Origin of the sequence: Calothrix anomala FACHB-343 (assembly GCF_014696435.1) — a bacterium.
Lineage (GTDB): Bacteria > Cyanobacteriota > Cyanobacteriia > Cyanobacteriales > Nostocaceae > Aulosira > Aulosira anomala_A.
Map to the genome: position 1 here is coordinate 17,592 of NZ_JACJQG010000047.1, position 15,617 is coordinate 33,208.

The 15,617-nt window shown below is 41.7% G+C and carries 14 protein-coding genes; 8 read left to right on the forward strand and 6 right to left on the reverse strand.

Translation table 11 applies throughout. The features are described from left to right. Nucleotides 1–273: 273 nt before the first annotated feature. The gene (locus H6G08_RS23815) at nt 274–1,116 is read left to right on the forward strand and encodes a tetratricopeptide repeat protein (protein WP_190547409.1); all 843 of its coding nucleotides are present in this window, start codon (nt 274–276) and stop codon (nt 1,114–1,116) included. A gap of 55 nt (nt 1,117–1,171) precedes the next feature. Here the strand turns inward: H6G08_RS23815 and H6G08_RS23820 are convergent, their stop codons facing one another. After that, nucleotides 1,172–2,674, reverse strand: a complete 1,503-nt coding sequence (locus H6G08_RS23820; protein WP_190547427.1) for an aldehyde dehydrogenase family protein — start codon at nt 2,672–2,674, stop codon at nt 1,172–1,174. Between the two features lie 449 nt (nt 2,675–3,123). On the opposite strand from H6G08_RS23820, the gene H6G08_RS23825 reads away from it, so the two are divergent. Together H6G08_RS23825 and H6G08_RS23830 are read left to right on the forward strand one after the other, a co-directional pair. Next, nucleotides 3,124–3,726 (forward strand): hypothetical protein, encoded by a 603-nt coding sequence (locus H6G08_RS23825; protein ID WP_190547429.1) that lies wholly within the window; start codon nt 3,124–3,126, stop codon nt 3,724–3,726. 119 nt (nt 3,727–3,845) lie between these two features. Further along, nucleotides 3,846–4,523, forward strand: coding sequence for an HAD family hydrolase (locus H6G08_RS23830; RefSeq protein WP_190547431.1), 678 nt, complete (start codon nt 3,846–3,848; stop codon nt 4,521–4,523). A gap of 115 nt (nt 4,524–4,638) precedes the next feature. Here the strand turns inward: H6G08_RS23830 and H6G08_RS23835 are convergent, their stop codons facing one another. Then, nucleotides 4,639–5,700: a PEP-CTERM sorting domain-containing protein gene (locus H6G08_RS23835; protein ID WP_190547439.1), complete on the reverse strand. Its 1,062-nt coding sequence runs from the start codon at nt 5,698–5,700 to the stop codon at nt 4,639–4,641. 426 nt (nt 5,701–6,126) lie between these two features. Between H6G08_RS23835 and H6G08_RS23840 the strand changes: the two genes are divergently transcribed. The 4 genes from H6G08_RS23840 to H6G08_RS23860 all read left to right on the forward strand — a co-directional run bounded on the left by H6G08_RS23840 (nt 6,127) and on the right by H6G08_RS23860 (nt 12,570). After that, nucleotides 6,127–7,701 carry a CPBP family intramembrane glutamic endopeptidase gene (locus tag H6G08_RS23840; RefSeq protein WP_190547442.1) on the forward strand — a complete coding sequence of 525 codons (1,575 nt, stop codon included), beginning with the start codon at nt 6,127–6,129 and terminating at the stop codon, nt 7,699–7,701. An 889-nt stretch (nt 7,702–8,590) separates the two neighbouring features. Continuing rightward, nucleotides 8,591–8,866, forward strand: a complete 276-nt coding sequence (locus tag H6G08_RS23845) for a TM2 domain-containing protein (RefSeq protein WP_190547444.1) — start codon at nt 8,591–8,593, stop codon at nt 8,864–8,866. A gap of 582 nt (nt 8,867–9,448) precedes the next feature. After that, nucleotides 9,449–11,851, forward strand: coding sequence for a heavy metal translocating P-type ATPase (locus H6G08_RS23855; protein ID WP_190547449.1), 2,403 nt, complete (start codon nt 9,449–9,451; stop codon nt 11,849–11,851). Nucleotides 11,852–12,066: 215 nt separating this feature from the next. Further along, nucleotides 12,067–12,570 (forward strand): FHA domain-containing protein, encoded by a 504-nt coding sequence (locus H6G08_RS23860; RefSeq protein WP_096644805.1) that lies wholly within the window; start codon nt 12,067–12,069, stop codon nt 12,568–12,570. Nucleotides 12,571–12,735: 165 nt separating this feature from the next. On the opposite strand, the gene H6G08_RS23865 is transcribed toward H6G08_RS23860, so the two are convergent. Continuing rightward, entirely contained in the window at nt 12,736–13,083 is a 348-nt protein-coding gene (locus tag H6G08_RS23865; RefSeq protein WP_190547451.1) for a hypothetical protein, read from the reverse strand. Between the two features lie 192 nt (nt 13,084–13,275). Between H6G08_RS23865 and thyD the strand changes: the two genes are divergently transcribed. After that, nucleotides 13,276–14,196 (forward strand): thylakoid membrane protein ThyD, encoded by a 921-nt coding sequence (gene thyD / locus H6G08_RS23870; protein ID WP_190547520.1) that lies wholly within the window; start codon nt 13,276–13,278, stop codon nt 14,194–14,196. A 69-nt stretch (nt 14,197–14,265) separates the two neighbouring features. Here thyD and H6G08_RS23875 read toward each other — a convergent pair whose 3' ends face one another. The 3 genes from H6G08_RS23875 to H6G08_RS23885 all read right to left on the reverse strand — a co-directional run bounded on the left by H6G08_RS23875 (nt 14,266) and on the right by H6G08_RS23885 (nt 15,609). After that, a complete protein-coding gene (locus H6G08_RS23875; protein WP_190547453.1) occupies nt 14,266–14,508 on the reverse strand; it encodes a DUF8620 family protein in 243 nt (80 codons plus the stop codon). A 134-nt stretch (nt 14,509–14,642) separates the two neighbouring features. After that, complete coding sequence (locus H6G08_RS23880; protein ID WP_190547455.1) at nt 14,643–15,065, reverse strand: tetratricopeptide repeat protein; 423 nt, start codon at nt 15,063–15,065, stop codon at nt 14,643–14,645. A gap of 187 nt (nt 15,066–15,252) precedes the next feature. Further along, on the reverse strand, nt 15,253–15,609 hold the full coding sequence (locus H6G08_RS23885) for an iron-sulfur cluster assembly accessory protein (RefSeq protein WP_190547457.1): 357 nt from the start codon (nt 15,607–15,609) through the stop codon (nt 15,253–15,255). Nucleotides 15,610–15,617: the final 8 nt, after the last annotated feature.

Genomic DNA, 15,617 nt, shown 5'->3' on the forward strand with positions numbered 1-15,617 from the left:
TATCTAATCTCTGTCTTTGACGGTATTCTGAGGGTTTATTTATGACAATAACTCCAGGTGATATCTACCCGCTTCACATTAATAGTAGACATAATCGTTAATTAAACCTAGAGGATATAGCAACCCTAAATGATTCCGTGAAATCTTTTTATTATTGGCAGTCGGTTAACAGCATGATTTCCATAAATCAGATAGGATTGCCGGATAAACTTCAAGCCCAAATTCATTAAAGGAATAATTTTATCTAGGTATAATGGCGGTTTAGAACAACTTATGAAACTGCAATTGTTTAAGCAAGAGTGGATACCAATAGGCAGAGCATTAATTATAGGTTTATTAACTATATTGAGTGCAACTACTAACCTTTCATGTAGTAAACAAAGCGATGTTTTAGTAACAGAAATTGGTGTGAGTCCCCCTAATCGTCGTTCAGCGAGAACATCGAGGGCGGAGGAATTTTATTTGCAAGGTAAAAATCAACACGCTAAAGGTGATTCGCAAGCAGCGATCGCATCTTATAGTAAAGCTATTACCCAGAATCCCCGATATAGTGCAGCTTACAAGGCTAGGGGGCTGGCTTACTTTGATGCGGGTAATAAACAAGCCGCGATCGCAGATTATAATGAAGCTCTGAAACTCAATCCCAATGATGCGGAAGCTTTCAATAGCCGCGCTAATGCTCGCGCTTCTCAAGGGGATAATAAAGGCGCGTTAGAAGATTATAACGAAGCCATTCGCCTTGCACCCAGCTATGCCGAAGCCTACAATAACCGAGGTAATGCCCTGGCGGCTACTGGGGAGCAAAATCGGGCGCTAGAAGATTTTAACCAAGCGATTCGCCTAGATACAAGATATGCGATCGCCTACAATAACCGAGGTAATCTCCTAGCTGCTAGAGGCGATAACAAAGCAGCCATCACCGATTACAATCAAGCCATTCGCATCAATCCTAACTTTGGCGCTGCGTATAATAACCGAGGTAATGCCCGCGCAGCCCAAGGAGATAAACCCGGCGCACTCAAAGATTTACAAAAAGCTGCTGATATCTTTCAAAATCAAGGCAATAAAGATTTGTATCAGCAAGTAATGAATAATATCAAAGAACTGGGACAGTAGGGTAGGGGACAAGGGGGACAAGGGAGACAAATGACTATTGACTATTGACCAATGACTATTGACTAACCCTGTTATCTATTTGGGCGCGTTGTAAGGTGCCGGAGAAGTCAACATAAACACTTTTCCATTCAGTGAAAACATCTAAGGCTGTAGTGCCAGCTTCTCTGTGACCGTTGCCTGTATGTTTAACGCCGCCAAAGGGTAAGTGTACTTCGGCACCAATAGTAGGGCCATTAATATAAGTGATACCCGCTTCAATGTCGCGCATGGCTGTAAAAGCTCGGTTGATATCGCGGGTGTAAACTGAGGATGATAAACCGTAGTTGGTATCGTTGAGAATTGCGATCGCTTCTTCAAATGAGCTAACCTCAATTAATGCCACTACAGGCCCGAATATCTCCTCACGCGCCACCCGCATATCGGGAGTGACATTATCTAAAATCGTTGGCTGAAAGAAGTTACCGTTTTTTAGTTCCCCTTGGTTCGCAATTTCTCCACCGATTAAAATCTTTGCTCCTTCCTCACGAGCAATTTGCATATAATTATTTACCCGTTGCAGTTGGGATTCATTAATTAAGGGGCCAATCTCTGTATTGGTATCTGTACCTGCCCCTAAGCGTAACTTAGTGGTACGCTCATAAAGCATGGCAGTAAATTTTTCTTTGATATCGCGGTGCAAAATTAGGCGACTAGTTGCTGTACATCTTTGTCCAGTTGTGCCAAAAGCTCCCCAAACAGCGCCATCTAACGCCAGTTCTAAGTCTGCATCTTCCATAACTACTTGGGCATTTTTACCGCCCATTTCTAAGCAAACGCGCTTGTGAGTGCGTCCGCAAGTAGCGCCAACAAATGCACCTGTTTCTGAGGAACCGGTAAAAGAAACTAAATCCACATCAGGATGCTCAACTAAAGCTTTTCCAGCTTCTTCTCCAATACCATGCACTAAATTAATTACCCCTGGTGGTAAACCAGCCTCAGCAAAAATCTCAATGAGTTTAGTAGCACAGGCGGGAGTATCTTCTGCGGGTTTGAGGATGACTGTATTACCACATACCAGTGCTGGCATCGCTTTCCAGCAAGGAATCGCTACAGGAAAATTCCAAGGAGTAATTAAAGCACATACTCCTATAGGCATTCTCACGGTCATGGCGAATTTATTCGGCATTTCCGAAGGTGTAGTTTGCCCAAATAACCGCCGCCCTTCACCAGCGCTGTAAAAAGCACAATCAATTCCTTCTTGAACATCGCCTCTGGCTTCAGTTAAGGGCTTACCCATTTCTCGGCTAATTAACTGAGCCAGTTCTTCTTTATGTTGGAGTAATATTTCCCCAACACGGAAAATATATTCTGCTCTGGCTGGGGCTGGTACTTTTCGCCAACTGCGGTAAGCTTGGCGGGCGGCTTTTACTGCTGTATTCACATCATCTGCTACCGAACGGGGGAAAGTAGCAACCACTTCATGTTTATCAGCAGGGTTACGGCTTTCTAAAGTAGCTTCTCCGCCAGCATTCAACCATTGACCATCAATATAATTACGGCAACTAAGCACAGTAGTCATCTTCAAGACCTCCAGCTTTTATCCACTGGAACTTTCGTACTAATTTTGGCGTGCTTTACAGCTTACCGTCAAGTCTGGGGCAGGGGGCAGAGGGCAGGGGGCAGGGGGAGAAGGGAGACAAGGGAGAAATAACTAATGACAACTGATACAGCAGATTCGATGTTTATGAGGTACAGCAACTGAATCAGATTCAAAGTTTAAAAAGCATCCCTAAAGTTGGTGTACCTCACTTACCTCAAAAGCGCTGTACTTGTACAGACGCGATTCATCGCGTCTCTAAAGTCTCTAAAGATTAACCAAACATCAATTTTTATCGGAAAAAGTTAGGTTTAAAACTTCGCCCCTAGTGGGCGAAAAAATCCTTGTTTCGCAAGGTAGGTAGAAACCCCACTCCTTGTGGGTAGCTGTCTTTAATTTTGAATTTTGAATTTTGAATTTTGAATTGATTTATGGCTTATAGCGATTTCAAACTTGCTGAGATTATTGATGCTTTTGGTTTAACTATCCAAGAGTCATCGGGAATGTTTGCCAGCGTACAGGAGCAAGAATGTAGTGATTTGTTATCTACTATTTTGCAAGAAAATGTTGATTTAGCTGTAGCTATTAGTTCGGAAAAAGCTCGCAGCGAAATGATAATTAGCCCAATTTTATTAGAAATTAGGCGTAAATTTAATTATAAAATCAGCTTTTTTTCTGGAGTTGATTTTACAGTTGATAGCCAACGCGGATTAAATGGTTTTTGTGATTTTATTTTAAGTTTATCCTCAGAGCAGTTGCTGGTACGCAGTCCGGTAGTTGTTCTCGTAGAAAGCAAAAATGAAAATTTAAGGTCTGGTTTAGCACAGTGTATTGCCGAAATGGTAGCTGCTCAATTATTTAACGAGCGACATCAAAATCCAATCAAAACTATATATGGTGCTGTGACTATTGGTACTATCTGGCAATTTCTCAAGCTGGAAGGAAATGTAGTTGCGATTGATTTGAGCGAGTATTATATCAAGGATATTAAAAAGATATTAGGTATTTTGTATAGTGCGATCGCGGAAAATTAGTCAATAGTCATTAGTCATTCGTAATTAAACTGGGGTTAGAGAAAGTGACCTGTAGGCGAAAAACAATGTAAACTATAATGTCGGTAAAGTAACATTTATTTACATAAAATCTAAAAGCCATGCTAGCTGCTATTCTCTTTGACCTAGACGGTACGATTGTCAACACTGACCCGATACATTACCTAGCTTGGCAGCAAAAGCTGGCTAGTTATGGCATAGAAATTGATGAAGCGTTTTATAAATCTCGCATTAGCGGGCGACTGAACCCAGAAATTGTCAAAGACATATTACCGCAATTATCACCTGCAGAAGGACAAGTATTTGCAGATGAGAAAGAAGCGCTATTCCGGGAAATGGCGGCAAATCTCCAACCTTTGAATGGATTTGCAGAATTAATCGCCTGGACAGAAGCGCATCAGCTAAAACGTGCTTTAGTTACCAATGCTCCTAGATTAAATGCCGAATTTATGCTTGAGGTTTTGGGCATTAAAGAAGCATTTCAGACAGTTGTTTTAGCTGAAGACTGTATAGCAGGTAAACCAGACCCCACACCTTACCAGGTGGCCTTAAATCAGTTGGGGATTCAAGCCCAAGATGCGATCGCGCTAGAAGATTCCCCCTCTGGAATTCGTTCTGCTGTAGCTGCTGGTATCCGCACCATTGGTATAGCTTCTACTCACGATTCTAAAGTGCTGCTAGAAGTTGGCGCTTTTATCGCCATCCCCGATTTTACAAATCTGCAACTCTGGACATTACTCAACTCCATGAGCGAACAAGATTTGAGTACTATTTCTTAGTATGGGGCATGGGGCATGGGGCATGGGGCATTGGGCAGAGAAACAATTTTGAATTTTGAATTTTGAATTTTGAATTTTGAATTTTGAATTGTTTGTCCCCCTGCTCCCCTAGTTCCTAATTTTCCTTCTTGTCCTTCTTGTGCCTGAATACAGACTTTCCTTTGGCTAATAAACCAATCCCAATCAAAGAACCTAGCACTGTTGAGGGTTCAGGTACGTCTGTTGCTGGCCCTCTCCCTTGTGGCTTGGGTAACTCTGGAATAAAGGCTTCCTTTTTGACGTGATTCACAATTGGATTGTAAGCAGGATTGCTGGTGTCACCACCACCGCCAATACCACCAATACCGCCACTACCACCACTACCACCACCACCAAGCAGTGATAAAAGTCCGGCGAAGGGAAGGGCACCACCTAATATACCCCCTGCACCGCCACCGCCACCGGCTGCTGCAACTGGTAATATACGGGATTTTTTTAACTTGCGGACAGACCAAGACTCTATTCCAGTACCAGCATTATTAAATTTGGAGAATAAATAAACATATTGCTGATCTTTTTCACCTTTTTGATTGTCTACAAAAAAGCTGTTGTTGATATAGACAAAGTAATCATGGCTACCAATCTCTTTATCCGCGTTGATATCTTCTAGCTCAACTGTATTTGGCTCTAAGTCGAACCTTTTGGTAGCACGACCTTTGAAGATGGGATAATTCGTTAGATCGGGAGAATTTCCTAAAAAAACTTGCAACTGTTCTAAGACAATCTTTGCTGTCTCCTGATTGGTACTGGTTTTAACTGTCTGGTTTGTTTCGTTAATAGTTAAGATAAACTCCCGGTAGTCTGTACCGCCTATGCTGACGATGGGTACATCACTTAACTTTAATGAACGGGATACTTGGGATTTTTTACGTGTATCTAATTTAACTACAAAGGAATCTGTGTTATAGCCTTGTTTTGTGGCAGAGTTGCTTGAAGGTTCAATTTGCAAAAATGTATTGACTTCATCTAAGTTTTTGAGGGTGTCACTGCCAATTTTTTTGATGCAAGCATCCTGACCTTTGACACAAATAGACTCACTGGGATTAATCAGACTGATTCTGGTTGCAGAAGCGCGATCGCTTGCAATAGTAGTGAAGAAAATTACATCAGATAGAGCTATTAAACCTATTTTTCCCATAATTATTCCTAATTTTGGTAATCGTAGGTTTTTTCGGCAGCTTACATCCCACACTTTATGTAAAAAAAACAACCCCAACATTTCTAGTAATTACTCCGACAGTATAATTTAAAGTCTTTATATAGCCTTGCTCTTGGGAATTACCAATGTATTCTACAAGTTATCATTACTAAGATAAATTGATACGTTTTTTATACAATCTTTATATAGCTTACTTAAGTGCTAACTTTTAATGAAGCCCTTGCAAGTCTGAGGAAGCGATCGCCAAATCAACTCAGTAAAAATTACGAATAAACACTGAGAAATAAATCTACTTTTGAAAATCCTTATAAATTACCGATCCCCAAATCTACCCACCACTTGCTTTTTCTTGCGATAATTCCCAAGGGGCATGAGCTTCTAAACTGGTTAATCAAGGGAAGGTAGATGAGCATCAAACGGTTGGGTTTAATTGGGCTGACGCTGATCTCGTTAGTCTTGTCCGGCTTGTCTTTATTCAGCAGTTGGCAAGAACCTCAATTTCAAAGTCGCCTAGAACTTTATCAAACAAATCTGGCGCTACAAGCCCAAGCTTGGGAACCAGAGGATAGTTCAGAGGAGAATTTTTCGGGGGTGAGGGATGCCATACTGGGCGATAAACCCCTAGAAAATGCTGCCCAGCAATATCAACAAGCGCAGAAATCGGTGCAAACCAATTTGGATCAAGCCAAAAATCAACTAGCAAAACTGCGTTCTTCAGCAAATACTGCGCCTGCACCGGCTAAACCCTTACCCGCAACTCGTCCTGGAGAAAATCCCTCTAATCAACAGGAACAGCAGTTACAGCAGTCTATTAACCAGCTACAAAAATTATTGGCTGAATTAGATTTACGTTTGGGAATTTTACAAGCTGCACCAGGTAAGACAGAAGCAGCAATCTCAACTTGGACTGATTTGCAGCAACGTTCACAAAATAGTCCTGAATTTTCACAAACATCGGCGGCGTTGATTGGTTTGTGGAGCAATCCCCCACGCCTGTTACCGAATGCGCAGGAACTGATACAAAAGAATTTAGATGGTTGGTTTCGTTCGCAGGCGTTAGTGCAACTCTATGAACTTCAACAAAGAACAGAAGCACTATCAACAGTAAAAGCTGCACAACAACAAGCGGCTACCCAAGCTGTAGTTAAGTTAGCGGTGATTGGCATTGTTCCTACCTTAACAGCTTTGGTTGGTCTGGTACTGCTAATTACTGTGTTGGCACAGCGCTTGGTAAAGGGAAAGTCCGCTCTACTAGCGCAAAATGCCGATCTACCTTGGTCAACACCTTGGGGTGGTGAAGTCATTTTACAGGTATTTGTCATCGGCTTTTTCTTAATGGGACAAGTGTTTATCCCCCTGTTATTTTCCCTGCTTCCGATCGAATTTGCGGGTGGTGATGTCCGCTTTCAAGCTTTCTCGGTTTTGCTGCGTTACGTATTGGTAGCCTTGGGAGCGCTATTAGTACTGTACGTATCGATCAAGCGCTTTTTTCCCTTACCAGAATTTTGGTTTAACTTTAATTTCCGAGGTAATTGGTTTTTGTGGGGATTTGGCGGTTATTGCGCCGCTTTACCAATAGTTGTGGTGGTGTCTTTGATTAATCAGCAACTATGGCAAGGACAAGGTGGTAGTAATCCCTTACTACAACTGGCGCTAGAAAGCCAAGATTCGGTGGCGCTAGGCTTATTTTTTGTCACAGCTGCGATCGCAGCTCCATTTTTTGAAGAAATTCTCTTTCGCGGCTTTTTATTACCTTCCCTGACTCGTTTCTTACCTGTGTGGTCAGCTATTCTCATTAGTAGCCTGCTATTTGCTGCTGCTCATTTGAGCTTGTCAGAAATTTTACCACTGACAGCCTTGGGGATCGTGTTGGGAGTAGTCTATACGCGATCGCGTAACTTACTGGCTCCCATGCTATTACACAGCCTTTGGAATAGCGGCACATTACTGAGTTTATTTATCCTTGGTAGTGGCAATTAATTTTAAGTATTATTACGGTTGCCATATACTGAAAATTTTTGCTTTTATCTGCATATATGGCAACAATTCACTGATTAAACATAGAAATAAATATGAGTAAGTACTATCTGCAAATTCAATGCGGGTGTTAAAACTCACTCATTAATACTGAGAAGATAAATATAGCAATCCTATTTCATCTGTGAAAAATATCGGTTTTGACTGTTGACTGTCAATGGTTAACATTTAACAACTCTACGTGTAATATTTCACCCATAATTTAGGATTACTATAGCTAAACCTCAGCTTTTGATTTAGTCTAAGTAATCTTTGCCTGTCTCAAAAGGTAAATTCTTTCACCAGTTTTACTGAACAGGAATAATGAGGAAATTAAATAGCTACAGTTGATAGGATTGATGAAAGTGCTACTATTTTTAGCCTTAGCAGTGCTAATCTGTTTCTATCCTATTGAACAATGCCTGTATTGGTACTGTTCAAAACAGATGTCATTATCATCGTAGCTATCTGCAAAACAGTCCGGACATCAAACTCATAGCCTTGTAGAAAGGGTTATTCCAGCATAAGAGTATTTGCTGATTATCAACAGTGAATTCTCCTCAAGAGAAAGGTGTCACTGAATAATTTACAAAGCTAATATGCTGCAATTACTAACCCTTGTCGCGGATATCGAGCGTTACAGTCTGTAGTTACAGGCGATATTAAATCACCTCATTTTTTTAATTTCTCCAGCGTTTCCTTAGGAATCGTTGATTTTTGGTTGTCGCTATTTATCAAAGAAATTACTTTTTCTTTGAGAAAGTAAAAATATATTGAGTACGTAAATATATTTACTTTTTTCTGAAATAATCAAGAAAAATTACACTTAATTTACCAAGGAACAAGAATTAATATGGCAAATCTTAACTCCAGTCAAAAAAATAGACAACTGATGGCTGCTTACTGTGGCATTATTTTTGGCGGGTTTGGAGTGCATAAATTTACCTTAGGATATTATTCCGAAGGTTTTATCATGCTAGTAATTTCTATAGTAGGTGGTACATTTACCTACGGATTTACATTTTTAATTATGCAACTCGTAGGTTTAATTGAAGGCATGATTTATTTAAATAAATCACCAAAACAATTTGTTGATACTTACTGTATTAATAAGCAAGGTTGGTTTTAAATTTTCATTTGTCAAACAATTTTGGATTTTAGATTTTAGATTGACTCCATGCATCAAGTCAGGGGCTTGTAAAACAATTTTGGATTTTGGATTTTAGATTTTAGATTTACCCCATGCATCAAGTCAGGGGCTTATCATAAATTTTAGATTTTAGATTTATTATCCGAATAAATTCGGAGGCTTGTCACCTTGTTAAATTTTCAAGTTTAAATCTTCAATCCAAAATCCAAAATTTAAAATCTAAAATTCGGTCATTAGTCATTGGTGATTTTTTATAATCAGGACTTACGAATTACTGATATGTTAACTCTCAAACGTCACAGGCTGACCTTGGTTTTATTTTTATTACTAGGTATAGGATATTTCTCAGCTATGTCTAGTTTAGAAATTAATTATTTCTTAAAAAGCTTTATAGCTGTTCTCCCCATTCAACTAGCAGTGCTAGTGTATGTTTCTCAGCCACGCTGGAGTCGTCGTTAAATCTGTTTTACATACAGTCTTAGTTGCAGATTTCGCCTACCCTGAAATTAGGGCGCTTTGATTATGGCGTCTAATTTGAAGCGAATCTAACTAAACCTTGCCATGCAACTTGTTCCGGAAACTCAACTCCAGCTAGAACCAATCCCCACAACTGAGAAAATAATTCTGGATGTTGGGGGTATGAAGTGTGCTGGATGTGTCAAAGCAGTAGAATCACAGCTAACTCAACAGCCAGGAGTTAAGAGTGCTTGTGTGAACTTGGCGACAGAGGTAGCAGTTGTAGAAGCAGAAACAGGCACAATTAATGCAGAACAATTGGCAACGCATTTAACTGTCAATGGCTTCCCCTCTCAACCGCGCACAGCCGCAGGATCTATATTTACCAGAGAAGATTTACAAGCAAGACAGCGCCGCGAAATGCAATCTTCTGTGCAGCAATTGCTAGTTGCGGGAATACTGCTAATTTTGTCGGGAATTGGACATATTAGTAGTATGGCAGGCTTGACATTGCCATTATTAAATGACATCTGGTTACATTGTGGACTGGCAACTTTAACCATACTATTTCCTGGTCGCCCGATTTTAGTTGATGGTTGGCTAGGTTGGCGACGCAATGCGCCAAATATGAATACCCTGGTGGGTTTGGGAACTTTAACAGCCTATACGGCTAGTTTGGTGGCGCTACTGTTCCCACAAATGGGTTGGGAATGCTTCTTTGATGAACCTGTAATGATGCTGGGGTTTATTCTGTTGGGAAGAACTCTAGAACAACAAGCTAGAGGTAAAGCCGCCGCCGCATTTCGGCAATTATTAGCACTACAGCCGCAAGTTGCACGGTTAATTGCCAATCCAGAGAAAATTGGGCAAGAATCAGATAAGGTAATTGTGTCGCCTAGCGTGGAGATTCCCGCCGAACAGGTGCGCGTGGGCGAATGGTTACAAATTTTGCCTGGTGATAAAATCCCCGTTGATGGTGAAGTGCGCTACGGACAAACTACGGTAGATGAGTCGATGCTGACAGGGGAAGTTGTACCCGTAATTAAGCAACCAGGGGATATGGTAACAGCAGGGACGCTGAATCAAACAGGCGCGATCGCTATCCAAGCAACTCGTACTGGTAGCGATACCACTTTAGCTCATATTGTCGCCCTGGTAGAAGATGCTCAAACCCGCAAAGCCCCGGTACAAAAATTAGCAGATACGGTTGCTGGTTACTTTACCTACGGGGTATTAACAGCCGCTTTATTAACTTTTATCTTTTGGTTCTTCTGGGGTACCCATATCTGGCCAGAGATTACCATGTCTAGCAGCATGGAAATGACTCACCTGCCAACTACCCATCACAATACAGTACCAATTCACTATCCACCATTGTTGATTAGTTTAAAATTAGCGATCGCAGTTATGGTAGTTGCTTGTCCCTGTGCTTTGGGGTTAGCTACGCCTACAGCGATTCTGGTGGGTACTGGCTTAGGTGCAGAACGGGGTTTATTAATTAAAGGCGGTGATGTTTTAGAACGGGTACATCAGTTAAATACTGTGGTTTTTGATAAAACTGGCACTTTGACTACTGGTAATCCTACAGTCACGGATTGTCTGCCAATTGAGATAGAGTCAGGCGAATCTCTGTTACAGTTAGCAGCAGCAGTAGAAAGCGGCACATACCATCCCCTCGCGAAAGCGATTCAGCAAGCAGCCCAGGATCAACAATTAGCAATCCCAGAAGCCAAAGATTTTCATACCGAACCAGGGCTAGGGGTATCGGCTGTAGTTGCAGGTAAAACAGTCCTCCTGGGTAATTGGGAATGGTTAAGTTGGCACGGAATTGCTATTAGCGAGGCTGCACAACAGTTGAGTCAGCAGTTAGCTACAGCAGGGAAAACAGTTGTCTGTGTAGCGGTGGGCGGAACTTTAGCGGGAATTATTGCCGTTAGCGATACCCTGAGATTAGATGCCAAAGCTACAGTAGATAAATTGCGACAGATGGGTTTGCGGGTAATGTTGCTCAGTGGCGATCGCCTAGAAGCTGCCAGTGCGATCGGTAAACAGTTAGGATTAGATAGCGCTGATATTCTGGCTGGCGTTCCCCCCAGTAAAAAAGCCGCCGCCATTCAAGAATTACAAACCCAATCTGCATCAATTGTCGCCATGGTTGGCGATGGCATTAATGATGCACCAGCTTTATCTCAAGCCGATGTGGGAATTGCTTTATACTCCGGTACAGATGTGGCTATGGAAACCGCCGCCATTGTCTTGATGCGCGATCGCTTGAGCGATGTTGTAGAATCTATTTACCTCAGTCGTGCTACATTCAACAAAATTCGCCAGAATTTATTCTGGGCTTTTGCATATAATACAATTGGTATTCCCTTAGCAGCAGGTGTGTTGTTACCTAGTTTGGGTTTCATACTTAGCCCATCTGGTGCCGCCGCATTAATGGCCTTTAGCTCAGTTAGTGTTGTCAGTAACTCAGTTTTATTACGGCATTTAGCTCATCGACCGTAAAAACCTCTTTTGAGGTAACATTCTCAACTTAATTTCGCTTCTATACTGATTGGACAAATTAAAATCAGAATCAGGAGTTATGCATCTACTGAAGCTAGTTGAGAATTTGACTAAAGTTAAACTAACAAAAGTAGAACCGTCCAATTCTACTTTTTAACAGACAGCATCCAATTTAATGCTGATTAAAGCAGTACCATAAGCTGTAATAAGTGAGAATGGCAGGAAACTATATTCAACAATTCTTGGTAAGTCACAGTTCAACCAATGTTAGCAGCGATGCATCAATGGCAGCAGAAACCAATGAAAGTCATCTTCTAATTATTGAAGACGATCAAGGTCGTAAGGAATTTACTCTAGAAAACCCAGTCTACTCTATTGGTAGAGACCGCGATTGCAATATCCGCTTGGTCTCCCAGTTCGTCTCTCGTCGCCATGCAACATTGGTAAGATTGCCAAGAGAACACAATAGTCACAGCTTTTATTACCGAATAGTAGATGGTGATGCTAAAGGCAAGCTCAGTTCTAACGGTTTAATGATTAACGGCCGCAAAATCCCATCTCACGATCTGAGAAATGAAGATGAAATTATCTTCGGGCCTCAGGTACGTGCCATTTATTACTTGCTACGTAACTCTCAGCGATCGGGGCAAACAGATGCTAGCGAGTATGATATTACACTCATCAATCCGGGGATGACTGAGGATATGGAAGAAATTTAACAACCACAATATTATTAACTTCCACTCTCTTGCTTAAGCAATATTAAAATCTCAAGTAAGTGTTACTCAACTCTTGCTGATTTCTCAGGTGTTTTGACATGTTGCTTAAGCTAGCTTTGTCATGAAGCTAGCCGCAACGGACGCCGAAACGAAAAACACTAAAAGTTAGCCAGCCAAACTTTCAATGAGATGCCAATGGCGACTGTGTTCAATCGCCTGTTTTACATATTCAAATACTTGTCGGCAGTGATTATCTAGTTGGAGTGGCAATTCCTCATTTTTAACCACAATACTCAACCTGGTTTCTGTTTCTGTAGCTGTTGATTTATCAATCAGTACTTCCACCTTCACAAACTTTGTATAAGGGACAGTACCAGGAATCTCACGCGCCATAATGTAATCGGCATTGTAGTACTGAACATCTAATTCTAAGTCTTGTAGCAGATCTACAAGCAAAGGTTGAAGATGCTCAATCGGAACAGAAACAATAAATGAACAGGTATAGCGAGCCATAATAGCCCCACGCCTTGCAACACTCCGTCCATCCTATAATACCGAACTATGTAAACTCCAAGTCTTTATAAATTCATTAAAGAAATCTAGTGGAAACTCTACAGCCAAATCTCTTTTATCCAAAAAGCAGGGGGTGCAGTCAGCAAATTTGATAAAAAACTTTAAAATAAGACTTTGGCAGTGGAGTGCATGATGAAAGTCGCAATTGCTGGAGCAACAGGATTTGTCGGAAGTCGTTTAGTACAACGGCTGCATCGGGAAGGTCATACTGTGTTGGTGTTAACACGTAATGCTAGTTTTGCCCAAAAGCTTTTTCCCGCCACAGCTTTTCCTAATCTAGAAATAGCTGTTTATCAACCTACTGCATCAGGTTCTTGGCAAGAGGCCATTGCAGGATGTGATGGTGTTGTTAACCTTGCTGGCGAACCGATTGCTGAGGAACGTTGGACAGCAGAACAAAAACAGAAAATTCTTAATAGCCGTAAACTAGGTACCCAAAAAATTGTGGAAGCAATAGTCAAGGCTAACCCCCAACCAAAGGTGTTAGTCAACGCTTCAGCTATTGGTTTCTACGGTACTAGTGAAACTGCTACCTTTGACGAAACCAGCCAGTCAGGAAACGATTTTTTGGCTGAAGTCTGTCAAGCTTGGGAAGCAGAAGCAAATAAAGTTAAAGATGCTAATGTCCGCTTGGTAATTTTGCGTTTAGGTATTGTTTTGGGAATGGGCGGCGCTTTGGCAAAAATGATTACCCCCTTCAAACTATTTGCCGGAGGCCCCATCGGTAGCGGGCGGCAGTGGTTCTCGTGGATTCACTTAGATGATGTAGTTAATTTAATTATCCAAGCTTTAACAAATCCAGCGCTAGAAGGTGTATATAACGCTACTGCACCAAATCCAGTACGGATGACAGATTTAACCCAAACTATGGGGCAAATTATGCATCGCCCTTCTTGGTTGCCGGTTCCTGCTTTTGCTTTGGAAGCACTCTTAGGAGATGGGGCAACAGTAGTGTTAGAAGGGCAAGAAGTTCTTCCCAAACGCACCATAGCATCTGGCTTTGAATATCAATATCCCAATTTGCGGGCTGCGTTATCACAGATTTTGGAATAGGGCATTGGGCATTGGGCATTGGGCATGGGGCATTGATTTATCCGCGTTAAATCCTCTACTGGCGGGTAATTAATTTGCTGGGAATTTGCGGGAAATCCAACTGATAACACCGCTAAGAATTGCGCCGCCCATGAGAATGCCAATGGCTGGGTTAAATAGAGGTTGCCAGAGTTGATGCCACAAATCTAATCCGAGATTGATCCCAGAGGCATCACCAACAACTGCGATCGCAAACCACCCAAAGCCAAAGAAAACCAAAAATACATCTGCGACTAAAATCAGGTTTAGCCAGTTTAATAATTTCTCTTTCATAGCTGAATAGGGAATAGAGGCTAGAGGCTAGAGGCTAGGGGCTAGGGGAAAAGGCAAGGGGGCAGGGAGCAGGGAGCAGGGGAGGAGAAATTAATTTTCAATGCCCAATGCCCAATGCCCAATGCCCCATAACCCTAATTATCAAACAGCCAGCCTTTAACTTTTGTCAAACTTTGCCAATCTGGTTTCCTCGTTAAACCATCTTCAATGCTGTGTTTGACTTCTTCTTCCCATTCTTTGTTAACAAAGATTAACTGTTGGGCAAAATCAACATGCTCCCGTAGGCCTTTTTGCTTAGTTTCTAGCATAGCTATAGCCAGGTTAATTCTAGCTTGTGGGTCTTGGGGATTGAGCTTGACTGCTTTTAAAGCGGCTTTATAGGCGAGGTTACCTTTGTTTTCCAGCAGATACAACCAAGCCAAACAAGTCCAAGCAGAACTGCTTTTAGGAGCGCGATCGCAAATTTCTTTAAATACGGGAATTAAAGTAGCAGCGCTTTCTCCAGCTTTATAGCGTTCTAAACCTGTATCAAATAGGGATTCAACGGAGTTAGTCATTGGTCAGTTGTCAATGGTCAGTAGGGGTGGGTTTATTGAGAATTATCGTTGATCAGTGAGGATATTTGTGAACCCGCCCGTACAGTTGTCAATAGTCAATAGTCAATGGTCAATGACCAAGAGTCAAGAGTGCAGGCTGACTAAATTTTGGCCTGTGAACTTGGGACTATTGACTTTAGACTGTTAACTAAACGCCAAATGACTTGCCACAACCACAGGTTTGGTTGGCGTTGGGGTTAGTAAATTGGAAGCCACCACCAATCATGGCATCGCTGTAATCTAGCATTAAGCCATAGAGGTATAATAGGCTTTTGCGATCGCAAACAATTTTAAAGCCGTCGTAATCAAAAATATCGTCGTGCTCGGTAATCTTGCTGCTGTCTTCAAAATCCATCATGTAAGACATCCCAGAGCAGCCGCCTTGTCTAACGCCGACGCGCAAGCATAAATCTTGACCTTGCTTGTCACGGAGGGCTTTTACCTGGCGTAATGCGGCTTCGCTTAACTGAATTCCGCGTTGTTGTGGCTGAGTTGCTTGTGTCATCTGCTGTT

Excerpts from the sequence above, each read along its gene's own strand:
- H6G08_RS23885 (WP_190547457.1), bottom strand. The coding sequence starts at position 15,609 with ATGACACAAGCAACTCAGCCACAACAACGCGGAATTCAGTTAAGCGAA.
- H6G08_RS23825 (WP_190547429.1), top strand. The coding sequence starts at position 3,124 with ATGGCTTATAGCGATTTCAAACTTGCTGAGATTATTGATGCTTTTGGT.
- H6G08_RS23875 (WP_190547453.1), bottom strand. The coding sequence starts at position 14,508 with ATGAAAGAGAAATTATTAAACTGGCTAAACCTGATTTTAGTCGCAGAT.
- H6G08_RS23855 (WP_190547449.1), top strand. The coding sequence starts at position 9,449 with ATGCAACTTGTTCCGGAAACTCAACTCCAGCTAGAACCAATCCCCACA.
- H6G08_RS23835 (WP_190547439.1), bottom strand. The coding sequence starts at position 5,700 with ATGGGAAAAATAGGTTTAATAGCTCTATCTGATGTAATTTTCTTCACT.
- H6G08_RS23820 (WP_190547427.1), bottom strand. The coding sequence starts at position 2,674 with ATGACTACTGTGCTTAGTTGCCGTAATTATATTGATGGTCAATGGTTG.
- H6G08_RS23865 (WP_190547451.1), bottom strand. The coding sequence starts at position 13,083 with ATGGCTCGCTATACCTGTTCATTTATTGTTTCTGTTCCGATTGAGCAT.
- H6G08_RS23840 (WP_190547442.1), top strand. The coding sequence starts at position 6,127 with ATGAGCATCAAACGGTTGGGTTTAATTGGGCTGACGCTGATCTCGTTA.
- H6G08_RS23830 (WP_190547431.1), top strand. The coding sequence starts at position 3,846 with ATGCTAGCTGCTATTCTCTTTGACCTAGACGGTACGATTGTCAACACT.
- H6G08_RS23845 (WP_190547444.1), top strand. The coding sequence starts at position 8,591 with ATGGCAAATCTTAACTCCAGTCAAAAAAATAGACAACTGATGGCTGCT.
- thyD (WP_190547520.1), top strand. The coding sequence starts at position 13,276 with ATGAAAGTCGCAATTGCTGGAGCAACAGGATTTGTCGGAAGTCGTTTA.
- H6G08_RS23815 (WP_190547409.1), top strand. The coding sequence starts at position 274 with ATGAAACTGCAATTGTTTAAGCAAGAGTGGATACCAATAGGCAGAGCA.
- H6G08_RS23880 (WP_190547455.1), bottom strand. The coding sequence starts at position 15,065 with ATGACTAACTCCGTTGAATCCCTATTTGATACAGGTTTAGAACGCTAT.
- H6G08_RS23860 (WP_096644805.1), top strand. The coding sequence starts at position 12,067 with ATGGCAGGAAACTATATTCAACAATTCTTGGTAAGTCACAGTTCAACC.